Origin of the sequence: Rhizobium mongolense subsp. loessense (assembly GCF_900099775.1) — a bacterium.
GTDB lineage: Bacteria > Pseudomonadota > Alphaproteobacteria > Rhizobiales > Rhizobiaceae > Rhizobium > Rhizobium loessense.
This window is the reverse complement of sequence record NZ_FMTM01000011.1, coordinates 116,679-143,039: the sequence shown is the minus strand read 5'-3', so window position 1 is coordinate 143,039 and position 26,361 is coordinate 116,679. Positions and strand designations below refer to the sequence as shown.

At 58.4% G+C, this 26,361-nt stretch carries 21 protein-coding genes; 12 read left to right on the top strand and 9 right to left on the bottom strand.

Annotated elements, in window-relative coordinates; all coding sequences use genetic code 11:
• Positions 1 to 255: 255 nt before the first annotated feature.
• From BLP23_RS27200 to BLP23_RS33880, 3 genes are all read left to right on the top strand, one after another.
• Positions 256 to 561, top strand: coding sequence for a DUF982 domain-containing protein (locus tag BLP23_RS27200; RefSeq protein ID WP_092587839.1), 306 nt, complete (start codon positions 256 to 258; stop codon positions 559 to 561).
• Between the two features lie 325 nt (positions 562 to 886).
• The gene (locus BLP23_RS27195; RefSeq protein WP_022716241.1) at positions 887 to 1,096 is read left to right on the top strand and encodes a cold-shock protein; all 210 of its coding nucleotides are present in this window, start codon (positions 887 to 889) and stop codon (positions 1,094 to 1,096) included.
• Between the two features lie 113 nt (positions 1,097 to 1,209).
• Positions 1,210 to 1,380, top strand: a complete 171-nt coding sequence (locus tag BLP23_RS33880; RefSeq protein WP_167363992.1) for a hypothetical protein — start codon at positions 1,210 to 1,212, stop codon at positions 1,378 to 1,380.
• Between the two features lie 107 nt (positions 1,381 to 1,487).
• Here the strand turns inward: BLP23_RS33880 and BLP23_RS27190 are convergent, their stop codons facing one another.
• From BLP23_RS27190 to BLP23_RS27170, 5 genes are all read right to left on the bottom strand, one after another.
• Positions 1,488 to 1,655 carry a Thivi_2564 family membrane protein gene (locus tag BLP23_RS27190; protein ID WP_022716243.1) on the bottom strand — a complete coding sequence of 56 codons (168 nt, stop codon included), beginning with the start codon at positions 1,653 to 1,655 and terminating at the stop codon, positions 1,488 to 1,490.
• A gap of 199 nt (positions 1,656 to 1,854) precedes the next feature.
• Positions 1,855 to 2,607, bottom strand: coding sequence for an ABC transporter ATP-binding protein (locus BLP23_RS27185; RefSeq protein ID WP_092587838.1), 753 nt, complete (start codon positions 2,605 to 2,607; stop codon positions 1,855 to 1,857).
• Positions 2,601 to 3,668: a FecCD family ABC transporter permease gene (locus BLP23_RS27180; protein WP_092587837.1), complete on the bottom strand. Its 1,068-nt coding sequence runs from the start codon at positions 3,666 to 3,668 to the stop codon at positions 2,601 to 2,603. Before BLP23_RS27180 ends, BLP23_RS27185 begins: the two co-directional genes overlap by 7 nt.
• Positions 3,668 to 4,804: an ABC transporter substrate-binding protein gene (locus tag BLP23_RS27175; protein ID WP_092587836.1), complete on the bottom strand. Its 1,137-nt coding sequence runs from the start codon at positions 4,802 to 4,804 to the stop codon at positions 3,668 to 3,670. Before BLP23_RS27175 ends, BLP23_RS27180 begins: the two co-directional genes overlap by 1 nt.
• 90 nt (positions 4,805 to 4,894) lie before the next feature.
• On the bottom strand, positions 4,895 to 6,025 hold the full coding sequence (locus BLP23_RS27170) for an ABC transporter substrate-binding protein (RefSeq protein ID WP_092587835.1): 1,131 nt from the start codon (positions 6,023 to 6,025) through the stop codon (positions 4,895 to 4,897).
• A gap of 101 nt (positions 6,026 to 6,126) precedes the next feature.
• On the opposite strand from BLP23_RS27170, the gene BLP23_RS27165 reads away from it, so the two are divergent.
• Both BLP23_RS27165 and BLP23_RS27160 read left to right on the top strand, forming a co-directional pair.
• Entirely contained in the window at positions 6,127 to 6,942 is an 816-nt protein-coding gene (locus BLP23_RS27165) for a class I SAM-dependent methyltransferase (RefSeq protein WP_092587834.1), read from the top strand.
• Positions 6,943 to 7,057: 115 nt separating this feature from the next.
• Positions 7,058 to 7,951, top strand: a complete 894-nt coding sequence (locus tag BLP23_RS27160; RefSeq protein WP_092587833.1) for a LysR family transcriptional regulator — start codon at positions 7,058 to 7,060, stop codon at positions 7,949 to 7,951.
• Here BLP23_RS27160 and BLP23_RS27155 read toward each other — a convergent pair.
• On the bottom strand, positions 7,948 to 8,688 hold the full coding sequence (locus tag BLP23_RS27155; RefSeq protein ID WP_167363991.1) for an SDR family oxidoreductase: 741 nt from the start codon (positions 8,686 to 8,688) through the stop codon (positions 7,948 to 7,950). The two genes, BLP23_RS27160 and BLP23_RS27155, sit on opposite strands and share 4 nt — an antisense overlap.
• Before the next feature lie 284 nt (positions 8,689 to 8,972).
• Here BLP23_RS27155 and BLP23_RS27150 point away from each other — a divergent pair, with 284 nt between their 5' ends.
• Together BLP23_RS27150 and BLP23_RS27145 are read left to right on the top strand one after the other, a co-directional pair.
• Positions 8,973 to 10,934, top strand: a complete 1,962-nt coding sequence (locus BLP23_RS27150; protein WP_092587831.1) for a HAMP domain-containing methyl-accepting chemotaxis protein — start codon at positions 8,973 to 8,975, stop codon at positions 10,932 to 10,934.
• A 389-nt stretch (positions 10,935 to 11,323) separates the two neighbouring features.
• Entirely contained in the window at positions 11,324 to 12,307 is a 984-nt protein-coding gene (locus BLP23_RS27145; protein ID WP_092587830.1) for an AraC family transcriptional regulator, read from the top strand.
• Positions 12,308 to 12,603: 296 nt separating this feature from the next.
• Here the strand turns inward: BLP23_RS27145 and BLP23_RS27140 are convergent, their stop codons facing one another.
• Entirely contained in the window at positions 12,604 to 13,245 is a 642-nt protein-coding gene (locus BLP23_RS27140) for an alpha/beta hydrolase family protein (protein ID WP_092587829.1), read from the bottom strand.
• Between the two features lie 364 nt (positions 13,246 to 13,609).
• Here BLP23_RS27140 and BLP23_RS27135 point away from each other — a divergent pair, with 364 nt between their 5' ends.
• The 4 genes from BLP23_RS27135 (at position 13,610) to BLP23_RS27115 (ending at position 21,146) form a co-directional block, all read left to right on the top strand.
• Complete coding sequence (locus tag BLP23_RS27135) at positions 13,610 to 14,692, top strand: substrate-binding domain-containing protein (protein WP_092587828.1); 1,083 nt, start codon at positions 13,610 to 13,612, stop codon at positions 14,690 to 14,692.
• A 79-nt stretch (positions 14,693 to 14,771) separates the two neighbouring features.
• A complete protein-coding gene (locus BLP23_RS27130; protein ID WP_092587827.1) occupies positions 14,772 to 17,024 on the top strand; it encodes an ABC transporter permease in 2,253 nt (750 codons plus the stop codon).
• Positions 17,017 to 17,799 carry an ATP-binding cassette domain-containing protein gene (locus tag BLP23_RS27125; protein ID WP_092587826.1) on the top strand — a complete coding sequence of 261 codons (783 nt, stop codon included), beginning with the start codon at positions 17,017 to 17,019 and terminating at the stop codon, positions 17,797 to 17,799. Before BLP23_RS27130 ends, BLP23_RS27125 begins: the two co-directional genes overlap by 8 nt.
• A 1,073-nt stretch (positions 17,800 to 18,872) precedes the next feature.
• A complete protein-coding gene (locus BLP23_RS27115; protein ID WP_233426831.1) occupies positions 18,873 to 21,146 on the top strand; it encodes a glycosyltransferase in 2,274 nt (757 codons plus the stop codon).
• On the opposite strand, the gene BLP23_RS27110 is transcribed toward BLP23_RS27115, so the two are convergent.
• Together BLP23_RS27110 and BLP23_RS27105 are read right to left on the bottom strand one after the other, a co-directional pair.
• Positions 21,033 to 21,620, bottom strand: a complete 588-nt coding sequence (locus tag BLP23_RS27110) for a hypothetical protein (protein ID WP_233426830.1) — start codon at positions 21,618 to 21,620, stop codon at positions 21,033 to 21,035. The genes BLP23_RS27115 and BLP23_RS27110 overlap by 114 nt on opposite strands.
• Before the next feature lie 11 nt (positions 21,621 to 21,631).
• Positions 21,632 to 23,773, bottom strand: coding sequence for a caspase family protein (locus BLP23_RS27105; RefSeq protein WP_092587863.1), 2,142 nt, complete (start codon positions 23,771 to 23,773; stop codon positions 21,632 to 21,634).
• 276 nt (positions 23,774 to 24,049) lie between these two features.
• Here BLP23_RS27105 and BLP23_RS27100 point away from each other — a divergent pair, with 276 nt between their 5' ends.
• Positions 24,050 to 26,356, top strand: coding sequence for a type VI secretion system Vgr family protein (locus BLP23_RS27100; RefSeq protein WP_092587823.1), 2,307 nt, complete (start codon positions 24,050 to 24,052; stop codon positions 26,354 to 26,356).
• Positions 26,357 to 26,361 lie beyond the last annotated feature (5 nt).

Sequence of the window (26,361 nt, the reverse complement as noted above, 5' to 3'; positions counted from 1 at the left end):
TCGTTGTACTTACCGCCGCCGTCGGCGTGCCGGCACTAGGAAAGGACGGTTCTGAGTTTGCCTAAGATCGGCCCGGTCTCGAGCTGCGCCCATATCAATAGCGCCGGTTCGGTATTCTCAAAATGAATGCGTCCTGATCGCAATCGCTGCAGGACCTCATCCGATTGGTTTAGGCCGTTACCTCTTGCACGAAAACCTTTCAAAACCAATATTTTCTGGGGTGAAACAGCGGCATCTAGAGAGGAGAAGAACACCATGCTTGTCAGTGAGGTGCCTTGGCGGGTTCCGGTAACGGTCCGCTTGGAGTGCGGACTTGAGCGGACATTTACCTCAGCCTTTGAGACCATTGAATTTCTTGAGAACGAGTGGCCCGAGCGGCGAGGTGAGCGCTACCATCGAGCCGTCAACCAGTGCCGGGGAGCACTGTGCCGGTTCGTCCCCGCAGAGGTGGCCCGCGAAGCATTTATCGCAGCCTGCCTGGAGGCTGGCATGCCCACACTGGCAGGCACGGTCGCCGCACGTTCAACAGCATCATCGCCGAAACTTGCAATAAGTGCATAATTGGCAGTCGTCGGCGCAAAGCCGACGGCATTGTGTCGCGAAGGTAATGTGTAGCGAGCCCATTCATCCTTTAGTACGCGAAATTTGGGTCCGTTGCCTGGCAAGCGGCGGACCTCTTTCATTTTAGGAGCGCATGCTAGCCTAGGTAGTGCGATCCAGCCTTTTTCTAAACACAGTTGTCGCCTAAAAGCGGTCATCGAGCTTGCCTGTTAAGCTTTGTTTTGGCGCCCTTTGCGCTCAAGGCGGTCTTTCCTCTCAAAATCGATCATCCGTCGTCGGCATTGCAGCCGAGCGACCAATCCTGTGCGATTGAAAGGAAATCGTCATGAACAGCGGAACTGTTAAATTTTTCAATTCGGCCAAAGGCTTCGGCTTCATTCAGCCAAGCGATGGCTCAACGGACGTTTTCGTTCACATCTCTGCAGTAGAGCGCTCCGGCATGTCTGATTTAAGGGAAGGCCAGAAGGTCACCTTTGACATCGTGCGCGACAATAAAAGCGGAAAGAACGCCGCCGAGAATCTCCTCGCTGCGTAAGTCATCCAACCAGATCGGCCATTGACCACGGATGTACCGGCACTGGTCCGTCACGACGAATCGAGGTCGGGTTTTGCCCGGCTTTTTCAATTTCCAATTATTGGAGCTACGAAATGAAGAAAACCAATGCAGATCAGCTTCTTCAGCGGGCCAAGCGCCAAGTCGCCAACACCAGCGCCGGCGGGCATCTGGGCGGTACCAATTTCGGACAGGCCTATGACGCTAAGACGTCATCAGTGAAAGCGAAAAGCGATAAGGTTCGCAGGAATACCAACGGACGATAAGCCGGCATCGACCGGATCATGAGTGCGCGTTGCTCTAAAGCGGCGGGCAGTCTTCGCCACAAAGGGTCGACGCCTTGTGTCGTCGGCCAGTCGAAATCCGCCTGATATTACCAAACGGCCAGATACTTCAAGAGCGAAACGATGCCGATGATTATCACGATAATCTGCACGATCTGGCGCATGCGGGCATCGATCGGCAGCCGCTGAACCAAGTATAAGACGAGAATGATTACGAGAAATGTGATCAAGATTCCGATTATCACTGACGCACCCATTTATCCCTACTCCTGTGGATGAAATGCTTTGGACAACAGGCGTTTAACTAACGGATGGCCGGACAAAGGAAAGAGTGGGAATTGACATTCCCGAATGCTCTTTAATTCAACCGGCGCATCGACCGGGGCGGCGCGGCCATGGGGCCTCGGCACGCGCCGCCTTTCCCCTTTGAATGCTGCATTGGTGCAGCTTCGCGGCTTATATGGCGTTATCGACGATGACCAGGGCGCGTCCCTGCGAGCAGGTCTCGATGCGGGCTGCGACTTTATAGATGTCGCGGAGCATTTCGGGGGTGATGACCGCCGATGTATCGCCACTGATCGCCATAGAACCGTCGGCAATGACGATCGTATTCTGACAGTAGCGAAGAGCGTGGTTGAGGTCGTGAAGCGCGACCAGAACGATCATGCCCTTGCGCACTGCCAAGTCGGAAATGAAAGTAAGGACATCCACCTGGCGATGCAGATCGAGCGCCGAAGTCGGCTCGTCCATGAGGAGGACCTCGGGTCGGCGCACGAGCGCCTGAGCCAGCGATACCAGCTGCCGCTGCCCGCCGGACAGTTCCCCGAGCTCTCGAAATGCGAGATCCTCAATCCGCAGTGCCTTCAAAATGGCGTCGATTTCGGCGAGCTCATCGTCGTGAACGCGCCAGCCGCTGCCCTGTTTGGCAGACAGCAGGATCGATTCGTAGACCGTCAAAACGGCGTTGGCGCCGGTATCCTGCGGCATGTAGCAGATCGTTCTCGGGCCGCGCTCCGTGCCGGACAGTTCAACGAGCCCCGGCCCGGAGATCAATGACGCGATGCGTTTGAACAATGTCGACTTGCCTGCCGCGTTGGGGCCGATCACCGCCGTTACACTGCCGCTCTGGAGCATGTCGGTGCTAACGCAGGAAAGCACCGTCCTGCGGCCGTACGCGGCCCCAACGTCCTGAAGCGCAAGACCTACCATGCGCGCCTCCGATTGCTGAATATGAGAACGAAGAAGAAGGGAACGCCGACGAGCGCGGTGATCACGCCGATCGGAAGGATGGCGCCTGGAATGAGCATCTTGCTGACGACCGATGTCGTCGACAACAGAAGCGCGCCGCAGATGACGGCTCCAGGAAGGAAGAAGCGCTGGTCCTCGCCGACCAGCATGCGGGCAATATGGGGTCCGACAAGCCCGACGAAGCCGATGGTGCCGACGAAGGAGACGGGGATTGCTGCAAGCAGGCTCACGATCATCATCGTCTGCAGCCGCAGGCGGCGAACATTGACGCCCATGCTGGCAGCCTTGTCGTCACCGAGGCGAAGAGCAGTCAGCGCCCAGGCATCCTTCATGAACAGCGGCACGGTGACGACAAGCACCGCCCCGGTGAAATAGACCTTGGCCCAGGTGGCCTTCGTCAGGCTGCCCATGGTCCAAAAGACAACCGCTGCGAGCGCCTGTTCGGAAGCCAGATACTCGAGGAGGGAGAGGGCTGCGTTGAAGGTGAAGACCAGGGCGATGCCGAGCAGCACGATGGTTTCGACGCTGACACCGCGCATCGTGGAGGCGAAGTGGATGAAGAGCGCCGCGACCATCGCCATGATAAAGGCGTTCAGCGGCACCACGTATTCGATGGCGCCGGGAAACAGGGCGACGCCGCCAACGAGTGCGAGTGCTGCGCCGAAGCTGGCGGCCGCCGAAATGCCAAGCGTAAAAGGGCTCGCCAATGGATTGGAGAGGATCGTCTGCATCTGGGCGCCGGCGACCGAAAGCGACGCGCCGACTGTGATCGCCATCAGCGCGATCGGCATGCGGATATCCCAGATGACGACCCTCAGCTGGTTTGCAACTTCACCGGGGCCGAAGATCGCCGAGACAACCTCCGTCAGGCTGTAGCGTGCCGGGCCAAGTGCCATGTCGGCCGCGACACTGAGGCACAGTGCGCCAACCAACCCGGCAAGGATCAGGATTCTGCGCGTTGCCAGAGCGCGATATCGCACGCGTCCGGCCGGCGCAACGAGTGTCTGGGTTGCCTCAGCCATCAGTTTGATCCCCGTTCCAGCGATACGAAATAGCCAGGCTTGAAGGTCACGGGAAGAAAACTCTCATGGAATTCCTTGAATGTTTGATCCGGATCGAGATCAGCAAACAGCTCGGGATGAAGCCATTTGGCAAATTGCTGGATCGGATAGAACTCGTATGGCGCACCATAAAACTGATGCCATACGGCGTGAACTCGTCCACTCCTAACAGCCTTTAGCGCCGGAAAGGGTGTGCGCGTCATCAGTTTTGCGAGCCTGTCGCGGGCAAGCGACATATCCGCACCGCGGCCCACGGGCACGAACTGGTTGATGTCGGATTCGGCTGCCCAGTTCGAGCCGGTGACAATCACATGTTCGGGATCGGACACGACAAGCTGTTCGGGGTTGAGATCGCCGAAGGTGGTGGCAATGACGTCTGATGCGATATTATGGCCACCGGCGTCTTCCACCATGGCCCCGAAATTGACCGGCCCGAAGGTGCGGCAGCAGTTGTTTTCCCCGGAAATACCGGGCGCCCGCTCGACAAAGACGTTCGGGCGTTTCAGGTCCTTGACCTTTGCGAGCCTGTCGGTCACGCGGGCGATTTGCGCGCGCCGATAGGCAATAAATTCCTGGGCTCGGTCTTCGGCGCCGAAAAGGCGACCGAGCAGTTCGATCGACGCCTCGGTGTTGCGAACCGGATCGAGGCGAAAATCGAGATAGACGATCTTTATCCCGGCGGCGGCCGCCTTTTCCTCAAAGCCGCTGTCGGTGGCGGACTTTTGCGCTTCCAGATTGAGGGTGATGACATCGGGCGAGAGCGCAATTGCCGCTTCGAGGCTGAACTCACCTTGGGGCAGGTAACCGAAACGTGGCAGGTCGGCAATCTGCGGAAATGCCTCGACATAGGCTGTGTAACTGTCCGGATCCTTCTTGATCAGATCATCGCGCCAACCAACAATCTGATCGAAAGTCTTGTCACCCTTAAGGGCAGCGATGACGTGGATCTGCCGTGCCTCGCCAACGATGACGCGTTTTGCCGGCAGGTCGATCTTGAGCGTGCGGCCCGCAACATCGGTGATCTCGGCGGCTGTTGCGGGTACCGCAACCAGGCCAAGCAGAATGGCGGCGATGTGTCGAATGGCAGAAAACCGCATGAGAGGCTCCTTATCGACGCGCAATTCGCGCGCCGGTGACAGAAATGTTCGGGCCGACGGACCGCTTCTGCGCCGTCGGCCTGGTCATGTTTATTCGTCCTTCAGGGAGACGAAATATCCCGGCTTGTAGTCGAGCGGCAGGAAGCGGGCATGCAATTCCTTGAAGGTCGCCTCGGGATCGAGATCGGCAAACAGTTCCGGATGGAGCCACTTGGCGATCTCCTGGATGGCGACGAACTGGTAGGGGTTGTTGTAGAACTGGTGCCAGATGGCATGAACGTTATGATCGGCCACCGCCTTGACGCCAGTGAAGGCCGGACGCTTGGTCAGGGCTTCGAGTTTGCGGTGGGCTTCCTTCAGATCTGCGCCATAGCCGACGCCAACCCAGGCACCGCCGGGCACATATTTGTCCCAGTTGCCGCCGGTGACGATGATCTGATCCGGATTGGAAGCGATGATCTGCTCGGGATTGACCGTTCCGAACGTGCCGGGAATGATGTCCTTGGCCATGTTGGTACCGCCGGCAATTTCGACCATCTTGCCGAAATTTTCGTTGCCGAAGGACATGCAGCAATCCTCCGAATAGCCTCCGGCGCGCTCGACGAAGACGACAGGCTTCGGCGGGTTGGCCCTTTGAAGCACGTCGGTCACCCGCTTGATGCTGTCGGCGCGGAATTTGATGAAGTCTTCCGCGAGCGCTTCCTTGGCCATCAGCTTGCCCATGATGCGCATGCTGGGCTCGGTGTTCTCCATCGGCTTTTCACGAAAGTCGACATAGACGAGCGGAATGCCGACTTTACCGAGCTTTTCGATGTATCCGGCTTCTTCGGTGGCGGTTTTCGCGTCGATATTCATCAAGATCACGTCGGGCTTCAGCGCGACGGCCTGTTCGATATCGAAGGTGCCGTCCTTCATGCCACCAAAGGTCGGCAGCTTGGCAATCTCGGGATACTTGGCAAGGTAGGCGTCGTAGGATTCAGGGTCTGCCTTCGGCAGGTCGTCGCGCCACCCGACGACGTGCTCGAACGGGGCTTCCTTATCCAGTGCTGCCAGAAAATAGATCTGTCGGCCCTCGCCGAGGATCATATGCTTGACCGGGGCGTTCACCTCGACCTCGCGCCCGGTCACGTCCTTCACGGTGATCTTGTCGGCTAGGGCCGGCCAGACGGCGGTGACGACAAGGCCCATTGCAAGAATGGCCGCTTTGGCTCTAATGCGCATTAAAATTCACTCCGTGGAAAACTGAAATGCCGTCTATTATTTTATGATTGTAATCGTCAAGTTATATCTATTAGAACAATTTCAAACTGGGACTGGCTGGCATGACGGTAATGGACGGGCAAGTGGCGGGCGGCGAGAATTACGGGCTTCGTGACGAGATCAAGGCCTATTGGTCGGCCAGGGCCGAGTCCTTCGACCAGTCGCCGGGCCATGAGATTTTCACCGAGGCGGAGAAAAGCGCCTGGCATCGGTTGATCGTAAAGCATCTTGGGGCGGGAGAGGGCAGGCGTGCGCTCGACCTGGCGAGCGGCACGGGGGTCATTTCCCATCTCATGGACGATCTCGATTTCGAGGTGACCGGCCTCGATTGGGCCGAGCCGATGCTGGAGCGAGCCCGTGCCAAAGCAAAGAGCCGAGGCCGCATGATCAGTTTCCGCATGGCTGATGTCGAAAACACCACGGAATTGGATGACACTTACGACGTCATCGTGACCCGCCATCTGGTATGGACGCTGGTTGATCCCGAAAAAGCCTTTGCGGAATGGATGCGTGTGTTGAAGCCTGGCGGAACGCTGCTGATCGTCGATGGCGATTTCGTCAGTGCCGGTTTTGCCGAGCGGCTGGTGAAGCGTGTGATGAAATTGCTCGAAGGTGGCGGACTTTTGAAAGCTGATCCGGGGCATGGGCCCGGTATGGCAGAGATCCATAGCAGTATCCTGTCGCGGGTCTATTTCTCAAAGGGGGCGCGGGCGGACAAGATCGCCGCACTTTTGAAGAACGCCGGTTTCGAACGCGTGCGGATCGACGAAAACCTGCGGGAAGTGCACAAAGCACAGGCCCGCCACTGGAATTATTTCAAGGCCCTTTCCAGAGGCCTCCAGCATCGCTACGCGATCAGTGCGTGCAAACCTCGCTAAGGCTTTGGCGGGATCTTGGCGCTGCCTCACTGCAAACGTTCTGCAATCCATTGACGGCATGCAAGCGACATGACAGCGTCGGCGCTCATCTCACCATTCTACCGCGCTGACCTCGATGCATCCTAGATTACTCAAGACATTCCTTGCGGTTGTCCGGTACCGAAGTTTCACGCGGACAGCGGCAGAAATTCACCTCGCACAATCGAGCGTCAGCGACCAGATCGAAGCCCTGGAAATCGAACTTGGTACGGCTCTCTTTATCCGATCGAGATCAGGTCTGGAGCTGACGCAAGCAGGCGAGGTGTTGAGGTCCCATGCCGAAGCCATACTGAACTTGGCAGACGAGGCCCGCGCAGCGGTGGCAGCCATCACAGCGCAAAATGCCGGGTCGGTCACGATTGGTGCGCTGGAGACGATTGCTTCCGTCAAGCTTCCAAGATGGCTGTCCGGTTTTCAGAGCCATCATCCTGGCATCGATCTCACGTTGAAGGTCGCCGGCAGCGGTGGCCTACTGCAAAAGCTCGAAACAAACGAGATCGAAGTCGCCTTCTGCTTCGATCAGCAGGGCGTCGGCGAACGTTTCGCCAAGCGCGCGATTGCCGCGGAGCCATTGGTTCTGATTGCGCCTCCTGGACGGGAACTCGCAGCAACGAAACTCGATATGAACGCGATTGCTTCGGCACGCTTCGTGGTGACCGAGGTCGGGTGCGTCTACCGGCATCTGTTCGACAAGGCGTTTGCTGAAGCAGGCATTGCCGCACCGAGCCTTGCCGCCGTAGTTGACAGCATCGCTACAATTTCGCGGCTCGTGGCCGAAGGTGCAGGCTTGGCTCTGGTTCCGCGTTTTGCGGTCGTCGAGGCCCTCGATCGCGGCGAAATCAGCGAGATGTCTTGGCCAAACGCGACGCAGGCGGCTTTGCTTGTAATGATCTGGCGGCGCAGGCGCGTGCAACCGCCAGCGCTGAAGTTGCTGCTGGCGGCGGCAAGCGATGCGTTCGGGGCCAGCTAGATCAGCCGATGCCCACCCTCGACGTGCAATACCGTTCCCGTCGTGAAGGTATTGCCTATCAGGAAGCTGATGGCGTCGGCGATATCGTCCGCACGTCCCACGCGTCCGACCGGCAGCCTATCTGCCATAGCGCCCAGCGTGTCGTCCTTCTTGTCGCCGGCCACAAGGGCCCAAATGGGGGTGTCGACCCAGCCGGGCGAGACGGCATTGACACGGATCGGTGCCAGCTCGATCGCAAGGGCGCGCACCAGTCCCTCCAATGCGGCGTTGACGGCGGCCACAACTGCCCCGCGTGCCGATGGCCTGTAGGCTGCGATACCCGATGTAAAGGTAATGGAGCCGCCGGCCGGGATCAAAGGTGCGCCATATTTTGCCAAGAGCAACGGTCCGTAAATCTTGCTTTCGACGACCCGTTGCGCTGTCTTAAGGTCAAGCGATGGCAAAAGCTCATAAGCGCCCTCGATGTCGGCGGCTGTGCTGACGATGTGATCGAGCCGACCGATCTTTCCCAGCAGGCCGGCGACCTGATCCTCCTGTGTTATATCGATTGCGGCCGTGCGGAGTGCGGCGGGGTTGTGTAGTTCCTGTCTGACGCGTTTCAGTTTTTCTGCGTTCCGCCCGGCAATGACGACCTCCGCACCGGCGGCGAGAGAGCGTCTCGTCAGCGCCAGGCCCATTCCGGAACCGCCCCCGGCAACGAGGATCCTTGAACTCGAAAATATAGCCATGTCTTTCATTCTCCTGCAGATGATTCCGCAGCCGAGAAATTGGCAAAGTAGGCCAGACAAAGAAAACGGAGAAAAACGATGGCGCTATCGAAAGCTCCGATGGAGCGCCGGGAGCCTCTAGCTCGGAATGTATAACTTGCCGTTGTATTTTGTAACGGCCCTATCGCCATAGACTGTATTATGACCGGTCGTTTGAAGGACAGAATTTCGTTTTCTGGATACTTCAATGTTATTTAAGATTTGTAGTGAATTTTACTTATATATCAAATGCCACATTCAGACTGGAAATACTGATGAGGAAAATGACCCGCTTTCGAATTGGAACACGCCTGGGGATCGGCTTCGGTTTCCTCCTTCTCCTGATGCTGGCGCTGACCCAGTATTCGGTGACCGAGGTCAACACCATCAATCGCGATCTTAGCCAGATCAACGACGTCAACAGCGTCAAGCAGCGCTTTGCCATCAATTACCGCGGCAGCGTGCACGACCGGGCTATCGCAATCCGGGATGTTACCCTGGTCGACGCTACTGCAGACCGGCAGGCTGCGGTGGAACTGATTGCGAAACTGGCCGAAGCCTATGCCGTCAACGAGAAAAAAATGGCGGAGATGGTGTCTTCGCCGGCGGGCGCCTCGGCCGAAGAAAGGACAATCCTTGCTGAGATTGCCGACATCCAATCGAAAACCAATCCTCTCGTTACCCAGATTATCGACCTGCAGGTAAAAGGCGATGGAGCGCAGGCAAAGAAAATCCTGCTCGAACAGGCCCGTCCGCTGTTCGTCGCCTGGCTCGGCGCAATCAACAAATTCATCGATTACCAGGAGACCCTGAACCAGAAGGTCGGCGGCGACGTTCGTCAGTCCGCCAGCGGTTTCCAGACTTTGGCGTTCGGCTCACTGGCCGGCGCCATCATATTGGCGATCGTCGCGGCCTTTTTCGCAAGTCGCTCGATTACGAGACCGATCGCAAAGTTGCAATCGGCACTGCAGCACATGGCTGGCGGAGAGGGGGTCGCAGCCGATTCCAAGCTCGATGCACGCCGCGACGAGATCGGTGATCTTGCGCGCGCCGTCGGCGCCGTGCGCGACGCGCTCAGTGCACAGGCTGCGCACCGGGCCGAAACCGACGCGAGACGCGCCACTGCAGAACGCGAGCAGCTCGAAGGCGCCGCCAGGGAGCGTGAGGCTGCCGCAACAGAAACAAACGATGCCGTTGCGCAATTGGGTCAGGCACTTGAAGCAATGGCCGACGGCGATCTCGCCTTCCGACTCGTCCGGCCATTCGGTCCAGCGCTCGACACGCTGCGCATAAATTTCAACAATTCCGCCGACAAGCTGCAGTCGTCCTTGAAGGCAATCGGCGGCAACGCGTTCTCGATCGACGCTGGTGCAGCCGAAATCAGCACGGCCTCCAATGACCTTGCTCGCCGCACGGAGCAGCAGGCTGCCTCCCTCGAAGAAACAGCAGCCGCGCTGGACGAGATTACAGCAACCGTTAATGGCTCGACCGCACGCGCTGAAGAAGCGCGCACGGTTGTTGCCAAAACCCGGCAGAATGCCGAGCGGTCGGGCGACGTCGTCAAGCGCGCCGTCCTTGCGATGGGACAAATCGAAAGTTCGTCCAGCGAAATCAACAACATCATCAGCGTCATCGACGAAATCGCCTTCCAGACGAATCTCTTGGCGCTCAATGCGGGCGTTGAAGCGGCCCGTGCGGGCGAGGCAGGCAAGGGTTTTGCCGTGGTGGCACAGGAAGTGCGGGAATTGGCGCAGCGCTCCGCCAGGGCCGCCAAGGAAATCAAGCAATTGATCCACACGTCCGCCGAACAGGTGCGCTCCGGTGTGGCGCTCGTTGACGAAACAGGTAAGGCTCTGACGGAAATCGTCCTGGAAGTGCAGGAGATCAACCGTCATGTCGATTCGATCGTTGAATCGGCAAAGGAGCAGTCGACGGCTCTGCGGGAAATCAACAATGCCGTCAATGCGATGGATCAATCGACCCAGCAGAACGCTGCTATGGTCGAGGAGACGTCGGCCGCCGGCCAAAAACTGGCAGCTGAAGCAGCAGCGCTTTCAGCTCAGCTGGCAAAGTTCCGTTTCGACGGTGCAAAGTCGGTGGCCGTGCGTCAAGCAGGCCCCGCCTCCCTGCCGAGACCCTCAGCGCCTGCTGCCATGATTCGCAAAATTTCATCCGCGTTCACCGGTGGAAAGACCCAGGCAGCGGCTGCTGTGTCGGCGGACTGGGAAGAATTTTGACAATCCTAGCCACGTGCCTGAGGTGACGTTCAAGGCCCGCGTTTTTGCGGGCCTTTTCTCGTTCAAATGATCGTTGCGGTACGGGTCTTGCGCTTTCACCCCATCCTTCAAGGCCTGCTCAAACGACAATCCCACGCGCGCAGCGGATATTCTGTTCGTTCTCTGGATATGAGTTGATTCCTTAGACATTTACGAAGACACTAATGTGTGCATAAAGTAATACTAATGCATGCGAAGCCGCACAGGTCGGAGGAGGACTTGTCAACCGGGGAGAGTGGCGCATTCTTCGTGAATCTCTGCACGGCGCGGCCGTGCTGCCTCGATCAAAGCGTCGCCTCATCTTATACAGCCGGCGCGACGGCCTGCGTTGTTCCGGAGCAGTCTAGGCCATGACGGGCAACCTGCACGCTTCCCGTTTTTGCATCTTCGACGCCGATGTTGACGAATTGCGTGAGCACTATGCCAATACTTTGAAGCCGGTTCGGGTTAGCCCGATCGACCGAAGTCGTACGATATCGGTGGAAGACACCCATTTCTCCGTTGGAGAATTCGACATCTGGTCGGGGCTTTGCCAATCGGGCATGGAGGTCAATTTCTCGGAGCCGCCGGACGCCTACGCGCTTTATGTGCCAATAACGGGTGCGATGGAAATGGGCGGAGACGGGCATCAGTTGACGTCCGCGCCTGGCACGCTTCTGGCCGCCGACCTGTCAAAGGCCAATCTGCTGCGGCTGCATAGCGATCGCAGTCATATTGGTATAGCTTTCAGTCGCCAGTCGGTTACCCGCCAACTGAGCGAACTTCTCGGTTCACCGGTCATTCACGATATCGAACTCTTTGCCGAGTACGATGCCCGTTCGGGTGCGGGTGCGAAACTCGCCGCGATGGCCCAGTTGCTGTGGGATAGTCTGATCAGCGAACCGGCGGGCACCATCTCGGCACGTTCCACGGAATTCTTCTTCCGCACGATCATGGTCGCGCTCCTCGAAAACGTACCGCATCGCTATTCGGCTTTGCTGGAACGCCCCGTCTCGCCTGCGATGCCGCGACAGATGAAGCGCGCGATCGACTATATGATGGCCAACATTGCAACTGCGGTAAGCGTCGATGAGATCGCGCGCGATGCGGGAGTCAGCGCCCGTGCCCTTCAGGCGGCATTCAAGCAGTTCAAGAATACGACACCCTTGAACTATCTCCGCCAACTTCGTTTGGAGGGTGCCCGAAAAGATCTTCTTCTCGGCCGTCAGGATGGGGTCTCCATCTCCGATATCGCTCGGCAATGGGGATTTACGCATGTGGGGCGCTTCTCCATCCTTTACCGGGAAACCTTCGGCGAAATGCCGACGGAGACGCGCCGGTTTACAAAAGGCTAGAGCGGATGACAGCTCGGGTCACTTTGCCGGCCATCGGAAAATTATGACCGGGTGTTCTGCGGGGGACCGCCCATCGAGATAGGGGTGGTCGATGGGCGGCCGATGCTCATGCTGGCGGCCGTCATGACCGCCGCATTCACCTCCAAAACCTGCCCGGCCGAATGCTCGACATCAATGCGCTATGCCCAGGCTCGACAATTCAATGTCCACTTTGCTGCGGGTTCCGTATAGTGGATTCGCTATGCGTATATCGCCTGACGCCCGCGACGGTGTGTTGCCGCTCAAGCACATCGCGGCTATGGTGCCAGCGAAGACGCCCAGGTTTTGACGGCCTCTGCCATGCTTGCCAGATGATCTGCCAGTGAGAAGCCCGATATCTTCTTTCTCGGCGTCAGATCATGATCGCCGTCTTCAAGCCAAACGAGTTCAATTTTGTTGGACATCTTGTAGCTTTGGACCTCCTGCCGAGTGCCGAACACGTCTCGCGTTCCCTGGACAATCAGCGCCGGCGTCATCAGCGTTTCGAGATGCTTTGTGCGGAGCTCTTCGGGCTTGCCAGGCGGGTGGAACGGATAACCGAGGCAGATGAGGCCGGCGATCTTGCCTTTGGCGAAAAGATCATCGGCAATCATGCTGGCAACGCGGCCGCCCATCGATTTTCCGCCGATGATCAAAGGACTGCGCACGCCGAGCCGCTCGATTGCGGCACCATATTCTGCAATGAGCTTGTCGGCGCGCGGCGGCGGCTTGCGGCCTTCGGAGGTTCGCCTTGCCGCCATATAGGCAAATTCGAACCTGGCGACGCGAAGGCCGATGGCTGCCAGAGCCTCGGCCGCAGCCGTCATCGACGGCGAATCCATCGCCCCGCCGGCGCCATGAGCAAGCAGGACCGTAAACTCGGCGTCGTCGGGGCCGTTTATCAGAAAGTCGTTTTGCATGCGCAATTCATAAGAGGTCGTCCAGCCTTTGTCAGCACACTGATGGCAAATTAGGGCTGCCGACGGGTTGCCTCTTGCAATCTGCGAACCTGCTCGATGAGCCGGAGACCCCTGACGACGTCGCTTCAGATACCGCGAGCCCCGGTAATTGTCCGCAAGCGGCGGGTTCACACCCGTTTCTCTCAATCCGGTGACCGGACTCGCTTCGAGATTGAATAAATTCGCCAATGCGGTGAGTTCGCCATTTACTTCCGCGGGGATTGCGCCGCATATTAGAATATTAGAAAATATGGGGAGGGGAGCATTCGAACAACTCAATAAGTGCGCTCGAATGGTTTCCGATCCTGGTAAGGGAGGACCAATCATGAGGCGAATTATTTTGCTCGCGGTATCGACCGCAGTGGTATCGCTTGGCGTCTCGTATGCCTTCGCGCAATCGGGCAGCGTCGAGAAAGCGGTTGGCGGCTACAATTTCGATGAAGCCGCAAAGGAGGCTGCCGGCACGAAGGATTTCCATTCGGCAGACGGCCATCTGACATTCGCAATTGTAACACACACGGCTGGCAATGGATTCTTCGACCCCGTCTATGTCGGCGCGACGGTTGCCGGCAATCTGATCGGCGCCAAGGTCCTGCTGCTCGGCTCTGAATCGCCGACCGATGACCCCGCCCGCGAGATCGAAATCCTGAACCAGATCGTGCAGGACCCGACGATCGACGGGCTGATCATGACAACGCCGCAGGCTGGCGCCTACAACGACATCGTCAAAGCCGCCGAGGCGAAAGGTATCCCGGTTGCCACCACAAATTCCTTCGACGGGACCATTCTCAACCGCAGTAAGCTCAGCCATACCGGCCAGGACGCGTCTGCTGCTGCAATTGCCGGCGAGGCACTCGTGAAGTGCTTGGCGGATAAAGGTATCGAGAAGGGGTCGATCGTGCTGCCTTCGTCGACTGCGATGGGCAACATCGAGGTGAACAATCGCGTGACATCGGCTTTCAACGCGATCGTCAAAGGCCTCAAGGATGCGGGCAAGCTGGAGAACTTCAAAGTCGATGCAGGACCGGAGAACACCGGCATCGACACCAACCCGAATGATCCGGTGAACGGAATCGTCACGCTGTTTGAATCGCGCGGCGACGTGGTTGGCGCCTTTGCCGGGAACAACGTATTCACGCCGGCCCTTGCCAAGGCCGTCGCCCAGACCGGCATGACGGGCAAGATCTGCGCCTATGGATTCGACCTCGGTCCCGCCCAGCAGGATGCGTTGAAAAGCGGCGACCTGACCGGCGCGCTTGGTCAGCAACCATTCCTGCAAGGCTTCTGGCCGGTCATGCAACTCTATCTGCAGATCGATCGCGGTATCGCGGCCGCCAATCTCGACACGCGCGCCCAGCTCGTGACCAAGGAGACTGTCGCAAATGTTGGCAAGCGCTTCGAGAATTGACGTCGCAGGCAAGGTTCACAATCGCTGCGGGAGACGAGAGCTCTGCCCGCAGCATGCGAAAGCCGGATAGAACAAGCTTATGGAGCCTAACGCGACCCGGCACGAGCGCGTACCATCCCAACTGATTGGCGGCTGGGAGGCGGGGCTTGTGGGCTTGCTCGTGCTCCTCTATCTCGGGGGCGCTATCGTCAATCCCGCCTTCTTCGGATCGGCGGAGGCGTTCCATGCCCTGCTTCGCGACACTTCCCGGGTGGCCATCATCGCAGTCGGAATGACCTTCGTCATTGTCAACAAGGATCTCGATCTCTCGGTCGGCTCAACCTATGGCCTGGTCGCGGTCGTTTTTGCTCGGCTGTTCGCGTCCAACGTACTCGATCTCAACGTCCTGACAGCGATAATCCTCTGTATGACGTTAGGTGTTGTGATCGGTCTCGCGAACGGCCTGCTGGTCACGGTCCTGAAAGTACCCGCGTTCATTGCCACACTGACGGTTCTTTTTATTGGCCGCGGCTTCGTCCTTGCACTCACGCACGGCCAGGCGATCTATTATCCCGGCAAGGCGAAAGACTATCCGTTGTTCTTCCACCTCGGTGAAACAAATGTTTTTGGCTTCAACAACCAGATTGCGATCTTCGCCGTCGTCGCAGTGATCGGCGCCCTTGTGTTGGCCAAGACGCGGTGGGGCTACGAGACTTTCGCAACAGGAGGCAATGAGCAGGCAGCGGTTTATGCCGGCATACCGACGAACTGGGTGCGTATCCGGGCCTACCTGATCTCCTCGCTCTGCGCGACGCTCGCCGGCCTGATGTCGGCCGCGCAGGATAAGGGCGTGACGCCGCTTTACGGTGTGAGCGGCGAGCTGACCGTCATCGCCGCAGTGATTATCGGGGGCGCCTCCATCCTCGGCGGCCGTGGCCGCGTGGCCGGGTCGTGCCTTGGCGCACTGCTGGTTGTCCTTCTCGACAAGGTGCTGCGCGAGGGCTGGCCGATCACGCGCACGGTCAAGATCGGCGATGAGGAAATCACGGTCAACGCGATATTCTCGTTACCGGTCGGTGCGGTCCCGGTCTTTCTTGGGCTCCTTCTCGTCATCGCGGTGCTGATTGAACCCCACCTCATTCGGCGCCAGGTTGCAGCGCGTTTCTGGGCGTGGCTCCGCGGCAAGCCGCCGCCGCCCGCCTATGAGATCGGCGGCGTCGCGCTCGAGGGCGTTCAGACCAAAGGCGCCATGGCAACGGACACGGCGATGTCGACGACCACCTTCGGGAGGTTTGTTGGCCGGCGGGATTCGCTTGCCATCATCCTGGCTGTCTTGCTGTGGTTAACGGGTGTCGCGCTCAGGCCTGATTACTGGTGGAACCTGTCGAATAGCTTCGCGATCCTGCTCAACTATACCGAGTTGGCGCTGATCGCGATCGGGCTCACTTATGTGATTGCCGCGGGCGACATCGACCTCTCCGTCGGATCGGTCCTTGCCCTTGCCGGGAGTACGGCTGCCTACTTCTTGAAAGTCCTCGGCGCCGATCCATTCACTGCGATTGCGATGGGCCTTCTTGCGGGAATGGCCGCAGGTTTCGTCAATGCCGTCGTGACGGTCGGGTTCAAGTTGCCGGCGTTTATCGCCACACTTGGCATGTACTATATCGCCCGCGGTCTGGCTGCCTGGTTCGTAGCCGGACAGCAACTGGCCGGCTGGCCGGAGGGCTACAATCTGCTCGGCCGCAAGGTGAATGACATCCTCCTCCATTTCCTCATCTCGCTACCGCCCGGCATCCTACGCACGGTGGCCGAGGTCGTCAGCGTCCAGACGATCTGGATGTTTTTCGTCGCGCTGATGGCTGGCGTCGTACTCGCTTACATGCCGTTCGGACACAAGCTCCGTGCCACCGGCGGCAACATCCGCGCCGCCGCCTATGCCGGCATCAACACCGACCAGGTGCGTTTCGTCGCCCTCATGCTGGCGGCACTTTGTGCGGGCATGGCCGGGATCATCAACGTCGCCTATTTTCGAAGCTTCAACCCGGTTGCCGGGCAGTTCCGCGAGCTTGATGCCATCGCTTCCGTCATCATAGGCGGCGGCTCGATCTTCGGCGGCTACGGCACGATGATCGGCGCTCTCGCAGGCGCGGCCGTGATTACGCTCGTGCGGGCACTGATGCAGCTCAACGTCCAGGGATTCAGCATGCCGCAGCATTGGATCAACGTCTTCATCGGCCTCATCTTGATCGTCGCGGTGCTGATCGACATATGGGTGCGCCAGGCCAAGGTTTTCGGATCTCTGCGAGCCAGCCTTGCACGAGGGCACAAGGGTCGGGAAATCGCCCATGGTTGACGCAGCACAACCCGAACCGATCGTGGAAATGCGGCGTATCGAAAAAGCTTTCGGGGCGGTGCAGGCACTCCGCAAGGTCGATCTCGTGCTTTATCCCGGCGAGATACTTGGCCTGGTCGGTGACAACTCGGCCGGCAAATCGACGCTCATGAAGATCCTGACCGGCGCCTATCAGCGCGATGCCGGTGAGATCCTTGTTGCCGGACAACCGGTGCACTTTAAGAGCCCGCACGAAAGCCGGGATGTCGGCATCGAGATGATCTACCAGGACTTCGCGCTGTGCGGTAACATGGATGTCGGTCAGAACATCTTCCTTGGCCGCTGGCCGCTCAAAGGTCCTTTCGTCAATCGCCGCAAGATGTATGCGGAAGCTGACAAAGTGCTGAAACGGCTCAAGGTCGACGTGAACTCGGTCTATCAGAAGGTCGAAAGCCTGTCGGGTGGCCGCCAGCAATCGGTCGCGATTGCCCGCGCGATTTCCTTTGGTCCGCGCGTCGTGGTCCTCGACGAGCCGACAGCCAACCTTTCCGTGATGGCGACCGAGCGCCTGCTCGAAACCATGTTGGAGTTAAAGAAGCAGGGGGTTGCCCAGATCATCATTTCGCATCGCCTCGTCGACATTTTCGCCGTGGGCGACCGCGTCATGGTGCTGAAGCGCGGCGAGTATGTGGGCGACCGCTACATTAAGAATACCGACGAGCATGAAGTTCTCGAGATCATCGTGTCTGGCACGCGAGAGCACGCGCTGACAGCCGATGAAGCAAGGCGGATTTGAGAGGCGAGCTTTTGATGTTTCGAGAGAAAAGGGATGGCGAGATCGATTTCTTCCTACGCGAAGTGTCAGAAGAGGTCGTTGGTGGTCGCTAAGCCGACAGTGTACCCGGAGCATTTCTGTTCTGACCGCGAAAGAATGCTCCATTGCGCAAGTTCGGTATATGAGATCTGCGCGGCTGCCGGCCGGCTGCGTGGGGCGGAGGAATTGCACGTGCTGACGTTGAGTGACATCCAGCACAAGATCATCCGCTCGTACATTCGCGAGCACGGGTCGAGAGCGGACCCTTTCGATGAGGACGCTTAAATGCGCGCGTCTTGGGGAAGTCGATGTCGGCATTCCGGATATGAACGGCGGTGATATGTCGAGCAGACGAAGAATCAATCTGAGACTGCAGATTTACGGCATCGCGCATAGATGACGTATTTAAAACTGACGCTCTCGGCCACGAGTGGAAATACTGAACGAAAGAGCTGCAGCGTCTTACGGCTGTTCAAATTTACCTTAACCACTAGTCGCACCGGATCGCTGTTGGACGCATCTGCGGAGCTTGTTATTTGGCGATAGTTATTCTACTCTTTCTTGTGGGTTTTTAGCCTGGTTCTGGATTGGAGCGTTCTCGAATGTTGAAACGTGTTGCCGTCCTTTTCTCGGTCTTTCTGACGGGATGTGTGCCGTCCTGGCCGTACCTAACATTGGCGCCACCCAATCCCAGCAACTGTCAAAGCACGCGACCGAGCGCAGCTGAATCTGCCGCTTGGCGCCGGGCACAAAGGCTGAATACACGTCAATCCTACCGGGCTTTCCTCGCTGAATATCCTCGCAGCTGCTATGGGACGTTGGCCGTCGAGAAGATGAAGACGACGGTTCAAAAGCAGCCTGTTACAGTTCGGAAACTGGCGACCCAACCTCGGCGAGACTTCTGGGGACGGCGAGTCTACTAGCGCTGTCTGTTCTGCTTCATAGACCGCGTTTTTCGAGGAGCAATGTGCCGCCGCATCTGGAAACTTGGGGATACCCTTCGATCACATTGAGGGAGACGGGACAGGCCGCGAAGCTCAGCGTCGGATACAATCGTGGGGTTAGCTGTGCATTTTGACGTTGTTCATGCTGCTGACCCGCGCTTTCACGGCGGTACGTCGAGCGCACTAAGAACCGAGCTGAAGGCGGCGAACCAGTGGGGGGTGAGCTGTGGCCTGCTGCCTTTTTTGGGACAGCGCACACGTGAGCTCGGCGTCTTCGACAGTCGTACAGCCGCAGTTATCGAGCAATCGAATACCGTTTGGCTCACAGGATCCGAAGAGGCGACCTGCGACATTCTTCTGGCCCACCATCCTGCAGTGTTCGAGCGAATGCCGCGTTCGCCGGTGCGTTTGCAGCCTCGCCGCGTCGTGTGTGTGGTTCATCATCCTCTGTTCGACGGCAATCGGGTTCCGCAATACGATCTGGGGGTCGTGGAACGCGTGTTGGATCGGCTCTTTGGTGTTCCGGTCGTGTTTGCTCCCGTTGGGCCGAAGGTCCGATCCCAGTTCGACAGTATCGGGACCGAAAGTCCTGCGCTGCTCCGGCACGATTTGTGGAACATGGTTGACCTTGCTGAATGGGCATCTCCCCAGCGAACAGCTCCAACAGGCACCGTCAATTTGGGGCGCCACACGAGAGCAGACCCGGCGAAATGGCCCAGTTCCGCAGATGAGCTACGGGCAGCCTATCCCGACACACCCAATTTCGCCATCAAGGTGTTGGGCGGTGCCCCGACGTCAATCCAACCCTGGATAGGCTCGAACTGGCAGATCAGTCCATTCGCGCAAAACAGCGTACCGGACTTTCTCAGGCGCCTTGATTTTTATGTTTATTTTCATAGCCCGCAGTGGGTGGAAGCCTTCGGAGTATGTATCGCGGAAGCGATGGCTAGCGGTTTGGTGACGGTGCTCGATCCTTCATTTGAAGGCCTCTTCGAAGGTGGCGCCGTCTATTGCAACGTTGCCGAAACGCGCAACGTCATCGAGCGATTTGTCGCTTCACCTTCGACCTATCTCCAACAATCAAATGCCGCGCGAGAGCTTGTCCGGAGAAAGTTTGCGATCGATCAATATTCGCACCGCATGGCACGCCTATGTGATGATCTTGAACTGTCCAGGCCCCCCGCCCTGAAATGCAGCACAACCGCGGGCAAGTGCCATCTAACTGGCGAGGCCGCCGAAGACAAAGCACCCAGATCATTGCCACGGCGTATGGGCAAAAAGCGACGGATACTTTTCGTCGCGACAAACGGTATCGGGCTCGGACATATCACCCGTCTGATGGCTATCGCAGAGCGTCTGCCCGATGACACCGAACCTATTTTCTTTACCCGATCGTCCGGATCCGCATTGGCCTATGCGCGAGGTCACGCTGTTGACTATACTCCTTCCGGCTTGGCGATCGGAGTGACGGACGACAGTTGGAATAGGGCATATGCGCAAGAGCTGCTGACGGCCGTGGAGGCGTTTGATGTTTCGGCGGTGGTGTTCGATGGGAACAGGCCGTTTCCAGGATTGATTGCCGTTGCCGAATGCCGTCGCGACCTGGCCTGGTTTTGGATCCGGCGTGCCTTGTGGCGCCTTGACCACGACTTTGACCCAGGTTCCCAGGATATATTCGACATGGTGATCGAGCCGGGCGAATTTGCTCATGACGAAGACCATGGTCCGACACGCGATATGCCGGGGACTGTCGCCGTCCCCCCTGTGCTTCTGCTGGATCCAGGGACGGGACTGCCCAGGAGCGAAGCTGCCAGCAAGCTAGGCGTCGACCCGGGCCGCTTTACTGTCGCGGTACAACTAGGCTCGCAACGCAACTTTGACCTTGAGGATTTGCCCGGCCTAATTTTCGCCGGCCTGGTGAGGCGGAATATACAAACAGTTCAGATTCTCAATCCACTCGCGAAACCTTCCAAGCAGGAATGGCCGGGCGTTTTGCGCACAAGCGTTTACCCCTTGGCTGAATATGTCAGCGCGATCGATCTTCTTGTCACCACTGCCGGCTATAATAGCTTCCATGAAAGCATCTTGGGAGGAATCCCTTCGATCTTCGTGCCCAATGAAGCGCCGGAAATGGATGACCAGCATCTTCGCGCTGTTTATGCCCAAACAACAGGCTTGGGTCTCTGCCTGCGGTACTCGGAGTTGGATCGTGTGGAGACAACCCTCGATCTGGCGCTATCTGAGGCCTTCCGCACCGAGGTTCGCCGGCGATTAGCTCGCCTGAGTTACGTCAATGGCGCCGCCATGGCCGCGAATGCGATCGAGCAGCTTGTCTTCAGTATCCGCGCTGACCGCCCGTTGCATGCCTCGATTGCTCGCAGGTGAACGAATGGACGCATCGGCGCCTACCTGGTCGGCAAGAAACTCGTCGATGGTCGATGAAAGTGTGATTTCGCTGGAGATGTCCCATTTCGCGAGGATCAATGACCAGCGCCGGCGAACGTATCTTCCATAGATTTCAGGGGAGAGCGAAGGCAGGTAGCTCCGGGTAGGGAGAAATTCCAAAGGAGCGGAACTTGCAGCTATCAGATCGGGACGGAGTTCTGACAGAACAACAACAGGAAATTCACCATTTGCCCTGCAAGCCTCCACGGCCGTATCAAGAATCTCCGGGAGATTGGCGGGCATCATGCCGAGGACAGAAATAAGGCTCCTAGGCCTGGCTTCCTCCTTCGGATCTTGCAGGACATAAAGAAGGCTGTCCTCTTCATCAGCCGGATCGACGATCCGGGCATTTCTCCTGCGCCTGCCGAGCGGCAAAAACCAGCCAACTTTGTCTATGATCCAGCGCAAAGCCATTCCTGTGTTCCTCAAAGTCCATTCTGCTGAACAAAAAGCTCGACTTCTCCCTCGATTTCCTTTCGCGTGGCAGCGTTCAGTTTTTCACCCACCGAAGACTTGGTCCGTTCTGCCTCTTCGACCTTGAAACGAGTGGCGAGCGTTGCGTTGAAATATGCCTTTTGCAAATCCGGCTTTCCACGGCTAAAACTGCCCTCCTCGTAACCCTTTGCGAGTTCGAGATAGGCGTCCTCGAAGCCTCGGCGTGCTGACAGTTCCAACAGGGCAAGTGCGCGATTGGCATCGCGAGGAACGTTGCCTTCGCCCTTCACGAGAAGGCGTGCTGCGTAGAAGGGCGCGTATTGGTTACCCATTTCCGTCGCGCGGATCATCAGATCATAGCCCCGCTTGACATCTTTCTTGACACCCAAGCCGCTGACATAGGCACGGCCGAGATTGGTCATGGCGTCGATCTGACCTGCATCAGCCGCGGCGGCGTAAAGCCTCGTCGCCTCCACATCATCTTTCTTCACGCCGGTACCGCGACGGAAGCTGTCGCCGAGCGCCGTGATCGCATTCGACCAGCCGCTTGATGCTGCAAGTCTGTACCACAGAATCCCCTCTTCGGGATTTTGAGGCACGCCTTGACCGCGGATGTAAGCGGTTCCCACATTCGTCCTTGCTCTGAGATTTCCGAGCGGTGCCGCCTTCATGTAGAAGTCCAAGGCACGCTTGTAATCGACCTCCCGGCCGATACCGGCCCGGGCCATGTAACCGAGATTGACGAAAGCGGCGCTGTATTGCTGCTGGCTGGCAAGTTCGTAGAAATGCTCCGCCCAGTCATAGCGTTTCGCTATTTCGAGGACGCGGGCTAACTGAAACTGCAGGCGTGGGTTGCTGGGGTCTGCAGCGAGCGCATAGCCGCAAGAGCGCAGCCCGTCGCGGACGTTCACCAGCCCGTTCGTAACACCGGGTACCACGCGTTGAGGATCGTTGGGATCGGCTGCATATAGGTCGCAATCCGTAACGAGCGTCTTCATGCCGCTTTGCGTGTCGGGCATTTCGCGTGGCCAGATACGAAAAGTCTCGCTGACGGCGCGCTCGCCGGCCTGCTGAAAAATAAACTCCGCTCCAGCGGCTGCAGTAGCCTCATCGGACGGCGGCTCGGTGGAAATCGGGGTGGCGGCAAGTGCGCCGCTGACAAACAGCCCGCGCTTCTGCAACTCTGCAACCTGGAGACTGCTGCGTTTGAGCGCTTCGGCCGCAAGCTGGCTCTTCGGAAACACTTTAGCGAAACGTTCGAAATCCGTTGGATCCGCGCTGTCTTGAATGAAATACCAAAGGACCTGATCAATAGTCAGCTCGCCATCGCCCCCCGGGACCTCGGGTGCTGGTTTCTCGGCGCCGCCCGGCTTTAGGACGAATTTGGTTTCGATCGAGCCTGTGATCCACGGTATCTGCGATCCGTTGGTGGCAAGGCGCACGTCTCCGCGCACTGTTCTGAACGTGTCGTAGATGTCGAGGCCCGGCTGTTGAAGCGCATTGGCCAGCGCCAAAGAATAAGGGCTGTTCACTCCGGTGCCGTCGTAAGCCACTTCGCCGGCGCCTGTGGCGAAGGCGATGAGAACCTGACCTGCGCCTGCCTCGATATTTGCCAAGCCCTGCCGCAGTCCCTTTTCCGAGGTGAGCGGGTTATTGCGGCAGGCGTCCAAAATGATCAGCTTGACGCCGATCGGGTCGTCCTTGACGATGTCTATGAGATCATTGAGAACGATGGCGTCATCGATGACTTCCTTAGCCGATCCGGTTCGTACATCGACGGGTAGCAGCAGGCTTCGCCCTTCGTACTGCAGCGCGTGTCCCGCGTAGTAGAGGATAGCCAGATCAGCGCCGAGAAGATGGGTGCGGATCGCATTTTCGAGGTCGCCAGCGGCGGCTTTCTTGACGTCGTAGAAAAGCAGAACATCGAAACCAAGCTCCGTGAGTGTCGCGGCAATCAGCTTGGAATCGTTTTTCGGGTTAGCGAGAGGCGCAAATTCGTATTCGCCGTTCCCCACCACGATGGCGGCTTTGCCCTCCGCATAGGCGATCTGCGAGAATGCCGTTAAGAACAGCGCCAACAGCGGAACCAAGAATATCCATTTCGGCCGAAAGTAGGAACTTCGTTGCGTCATGGCCGGTAAGCCCAGGTTGTTGACTTCGTTGTCCTGATGAGCGGCAAGAATAATGCCTCCATAGTAATGCAATTTTTGCAACTTCGCATGGGGGAAAAAGGATCAGACCTAGCGGAAGCCGCTCCAAAAATGGCTTGCGTGTCCAGGCCGATGCATTTCTCGCCGGATCATTTGATAGACCCGGTGCAATAGCCATGCGTCTTTCGAGGTGGCGGGTCTTTATGGTAAGTTCATGATCCAGGACTGCCGGCGTCACGAGACAGGGGCACTCTCCGCATGGACGAACAACGCAAAACAACCGTCCAGACGCCGCTTGGACCAGCGACGCTGACCTTCACGCACCTCATCGGCCATGACGAGATCAGCAGGTGTTTTGCCTTCACCGTCGGTTTCATCAGCCCCGACGCGAACGTCGACGCCCTGAGGCTTCTCGGAAAGCCAATTTCGGTTGAGGGGGAGGCAGGAGACCCGAAGCGGTGGTTCAGCGGCCTCGTTTCAGACTTTCGCCTGACCCGCATCGAAGAAGGGTTTGCCTATTACGAGGCGGAGCTGCGGCCTTGGCTTTGGCTGCTGGGTAACACCACCGACTGTCGCATCTTCCAGAACATGAATGTGGTGGAGATCGTCGAGCAGATATTCTCGAAATATAAGCCCGCCAAGTTCGAGAAGCGGCTGCAGGGTTCCTACGAGGCACGGGAATACTGCGTGCAGTATGACGAAACCGACCTGGACTTCGTGCAGCGGCTGCTCGAGCATGAAGGCATCATGTATTTCTTCGAATATGGCGAGGGAGAACACACCCTCATCCTTGCCGACGCCATGAACAAGCTGAAGCCTGCGCCGGGCTATGCGACGATCAAGTTCCGCGCCGAAGGCGAACCGATGCGCCGAGACCAGGAATATATCACGGAATGGGTGTTAACCAGTTCCGTTCAGCCGGGCACCTATGCCCACACGGATTACGATTTCACCAAGCCCGGCGCCGACCTGATGGCGCAGTCGGCGCAGCCGTTTGCTCACGCAGAATCGCAGGGCGAGCATTATCGCCATCCCGGCGCCCATCTAACAGTGGGACGCGGCGACACCGTCGCCGTGGTACGGCGCGAGGAAATTCAGGCAGCCCATCAGCGCATCGCCGCCGCCGGCACCGTGCGGGGGCTCGCTTCGGGTTGCAACTTCAAACTGGAAAATTTCCCGCGCAAGGATCAGAACACGGAGCATGTCGTCCTGCGCGCCGACTACCGCCTGTTTGACCCAGGCTACCGCCCCGCCGTTTATGCGGGGGAAGAAAGCTTTCGCGCGACGCTCCAGGTCGCACCGACTTCCGTTACTTACCGGCCGCCGCGCACCACGCGCCGGCCGATCATGCGGGGTCCGCAAACCGCGACGGTGGTGGGCCCTTCGGGCGAGGAAATCTTCACGGACAAATATGCGCGGGTGAAGGTGCAGTTTCACTGGGACCGCCTCGGCAAGAAGGACCAGAACAGTTCCTGCTTCGTGCGGGTCTCGCAAACCTGGGCGGGTGGGAGCTGGGGCTTCATCCAGATCCCCCGCATCGGCCAGGAGGTGATCGTCGATTTCCTCGAGGGAGATCCCGACCGACCGATCATCACCGGCAGGGTCTATAACGGCAAGGAAATGCCTCCCTATGAACTGCCGGGAAATGCCACCCAGTCCGGGTTGAAGACGAATTCCTCGCCTGGCGGGGGCGGTTGGAACGAACTGCGTTTCGAGGACAAGGCGGGATCGGAAGAGGTCTATTTCCAGGCGCAGAAGGACCACAACCTGCTGATCAAGAACGACCGCAGCAAGCTGGTCCAGCACGACCAAGCGGACCGCATCGACAACAATGCCAAGCACTCTGTCGGGGTGAACCTCGACGAGGACGTCGGCAACAACAAGACGACCAAAGTGGGCGTCAACCGCACAGTGAACATCGGCTCCAACGATACCGAGACGGTGGGTATCAACCGCTCTCTCACCGTTGGAGCGGACGAGACGATCGGCATCGGCGCGAATTCCACCGAGACCATTGGTTCCAACCACACCCAGACTGTTGGCATCGTCCAGACGGTCACCGTCGGCGCGGCGCGGATCGATACGGTCGGGGCCGCAGAGACCAGAACAGTCGGGGCGGCACAGATGAACACCATCGGCGCGTCGCGGTCGGTCAGCGTCGGTATCAGCCAGAGCCATGACATCGGTAGATCCGACAGCTGGGAGATCGGCGCTGACCAGAGCATCGAGATTGGCGGCGGACAGACGAGCGAGATCGGCAAGGGCCGTAGCGCAAAGATCGGCGAGGACGATGCAACCGAGATCGGAGGGGCCCGGGTGGTGAAGGTCGCCAAGGGCAGCGCGGTCGAGGTAGGTGAGGACGGGCTGATCAAGATTGGAAAAGATCTGCTGATCGAAGCCGGCGACTCCGTCGTCATCAAGTGCGGCTCGGCAGCCATTGCAATGAAGAAGGACGGCACGATCTCAATCGAAGGCAAGGATATTTCGGTCAGGGCCACGGGCAAGTTCAACGGCAAGGCGTCCGGTGAGGTCGTTTGGAAGGGCAGCAAGATCAGTCATAATTGAGGGGT

Bases quoted from the DNA above. Each gene is read 5' to 3' on its own strand.
- BLP23_RS27170 (WP_092587835.1), bottom strand. From the start codon at position 6,025: ATGCGCATTAGAGCCAAAGCGGCCATTCTTGCAATGGGCCTTGTCGTC.
- BLP23_RS27110 (WP_233426830.1), bottom strand. From the start codon at position 21,620: ATGGCTTTGCGCTGGATCATAGACAAAGTTGGCTGGTTTTTGCCGCTC.
- BLP23_RS27180 (WP_092587837.1), bottom strand. From the start codon at position 3,668: ATGGCTGAGGCAACCCAGACACTCGTTGCGCCGGCCGGACGCGTGCGA.
- BLP23_RS27165 (WP_092587834.1), top strand. From the start codon at position 6,127: ATGACGGTAATGGACGGGCAAGTGGCGGGCGGCGAGAATTACGGGCTT.
- BLP23_RS27195 (WP_022716241.1), top strand. From the start codon at position 887: ATGAACAGCGGAACTGTTAAATTTTTCAATTCGGCCAAAGGCTTCGGC.
- BLP23_RS27200 (WP_092587839.1), top strand. From the start codon at position 256: ATGCTTGTCAGTGAGGTGCCTTGGCGGGTTCCGGTAACGGTCCGCTTG.
- BLP23_RS27155 (WP_167363991.1), bottom strand. From the start codon at position 8,688: ATGAAAGACATGGCTATATTTTCGAGTTCAAGGATCCTCGTTGCCGGG.
- BLP23_RS27135 (WP_092587828.1), top strand. From the start codon at position 13,610: ATGAGGCGAATTATTTTGCTCGCGGTATCGACCGCAGTGGTATCGCTT.
- BLP23_RS27190 (WP_022716243.1), bottom strand. From the start codon at position 1,655: ATGGGTGCGTCAGTGATAATCGGAATCTTGATCACATTTCTCGTAATC.
- BLP23_RS27175 (WP_092587836.1), bottom strand. From the start codon at position 4,804: ATGCGGTTTTCTGCCATTCGACACATCGCCGCCATTCTGCTTGGCCTG.
- BLP23_RS33880 (WP_167363992.1), top strand. From the start codon at position 1,210: ATGAAGAAAACCAATGCAGATCAGCTTCTTCAGCGGGCCAAGCGCCAA.
- BLP23_RS27145 (WP_092587830.1), top strand. From the start codon at position 11,324: ATGACGGGCAACCTGCACGCTTCCCGTTTTTGCATCTTCGACGCCGAT.
- BLP23_RS27125 (WP_092587826.1), top strand. From the start codon at position 17,017: ATGGTTGACGCAGCACAACCCGAACCGATCGTGGAAATGCGGCGTATC.
- BLP23_RS27150 (WP_092587831.1), top strand. From the start codon at position 8,973: ATGAGGAAAATGACCCGCTTTCGAATTGGAACACGCCTGGGGATCGGC.
- BLP23_RS27100 (WP_092587823.1), top strand. From the start codon at position 24,050: ATGGACGAACAACGCAAAACAACCGTCCAGACGCCGCTTGGACCAGCG.
- BLP23_RS27105 (WP_092587863.1), bottom strand. From the start codon at position 23,773: ATGACGCAACGAAGTTCCTACTTTCGGCCGAAATGGATATTCTTGGTT.
- BLP23_RS27140 (WP_092587829.1), bottom strand. From the start codon at position 13,245: ATGCAAAACGACTTTCTGATAAACGGCCCCGACGACGCCGAGTTTACG.
- BLP23_RS27185 (WP_092587838.1), bottom strand. From the start codon at position 2,607: ATGGTAGGTCTTGCGCTTCAGGACGTTGGGGCCGCGTACGGCCGCAGG.
- BLP23_RS27160 (WP_092587833.1), top strand. From the start codon at position 7,058: ATGCATCCTAGATTACTCAAGACATTCCTTGCGGTTGTCCGGTACCGA.
- BLP23_RS27130 (WP_092587827.1), top strand. From the start codon at position 14,772: ATGGAGCCTAACGCGACCCGGCACGAGCGCGTACCATCCCAACTGATT.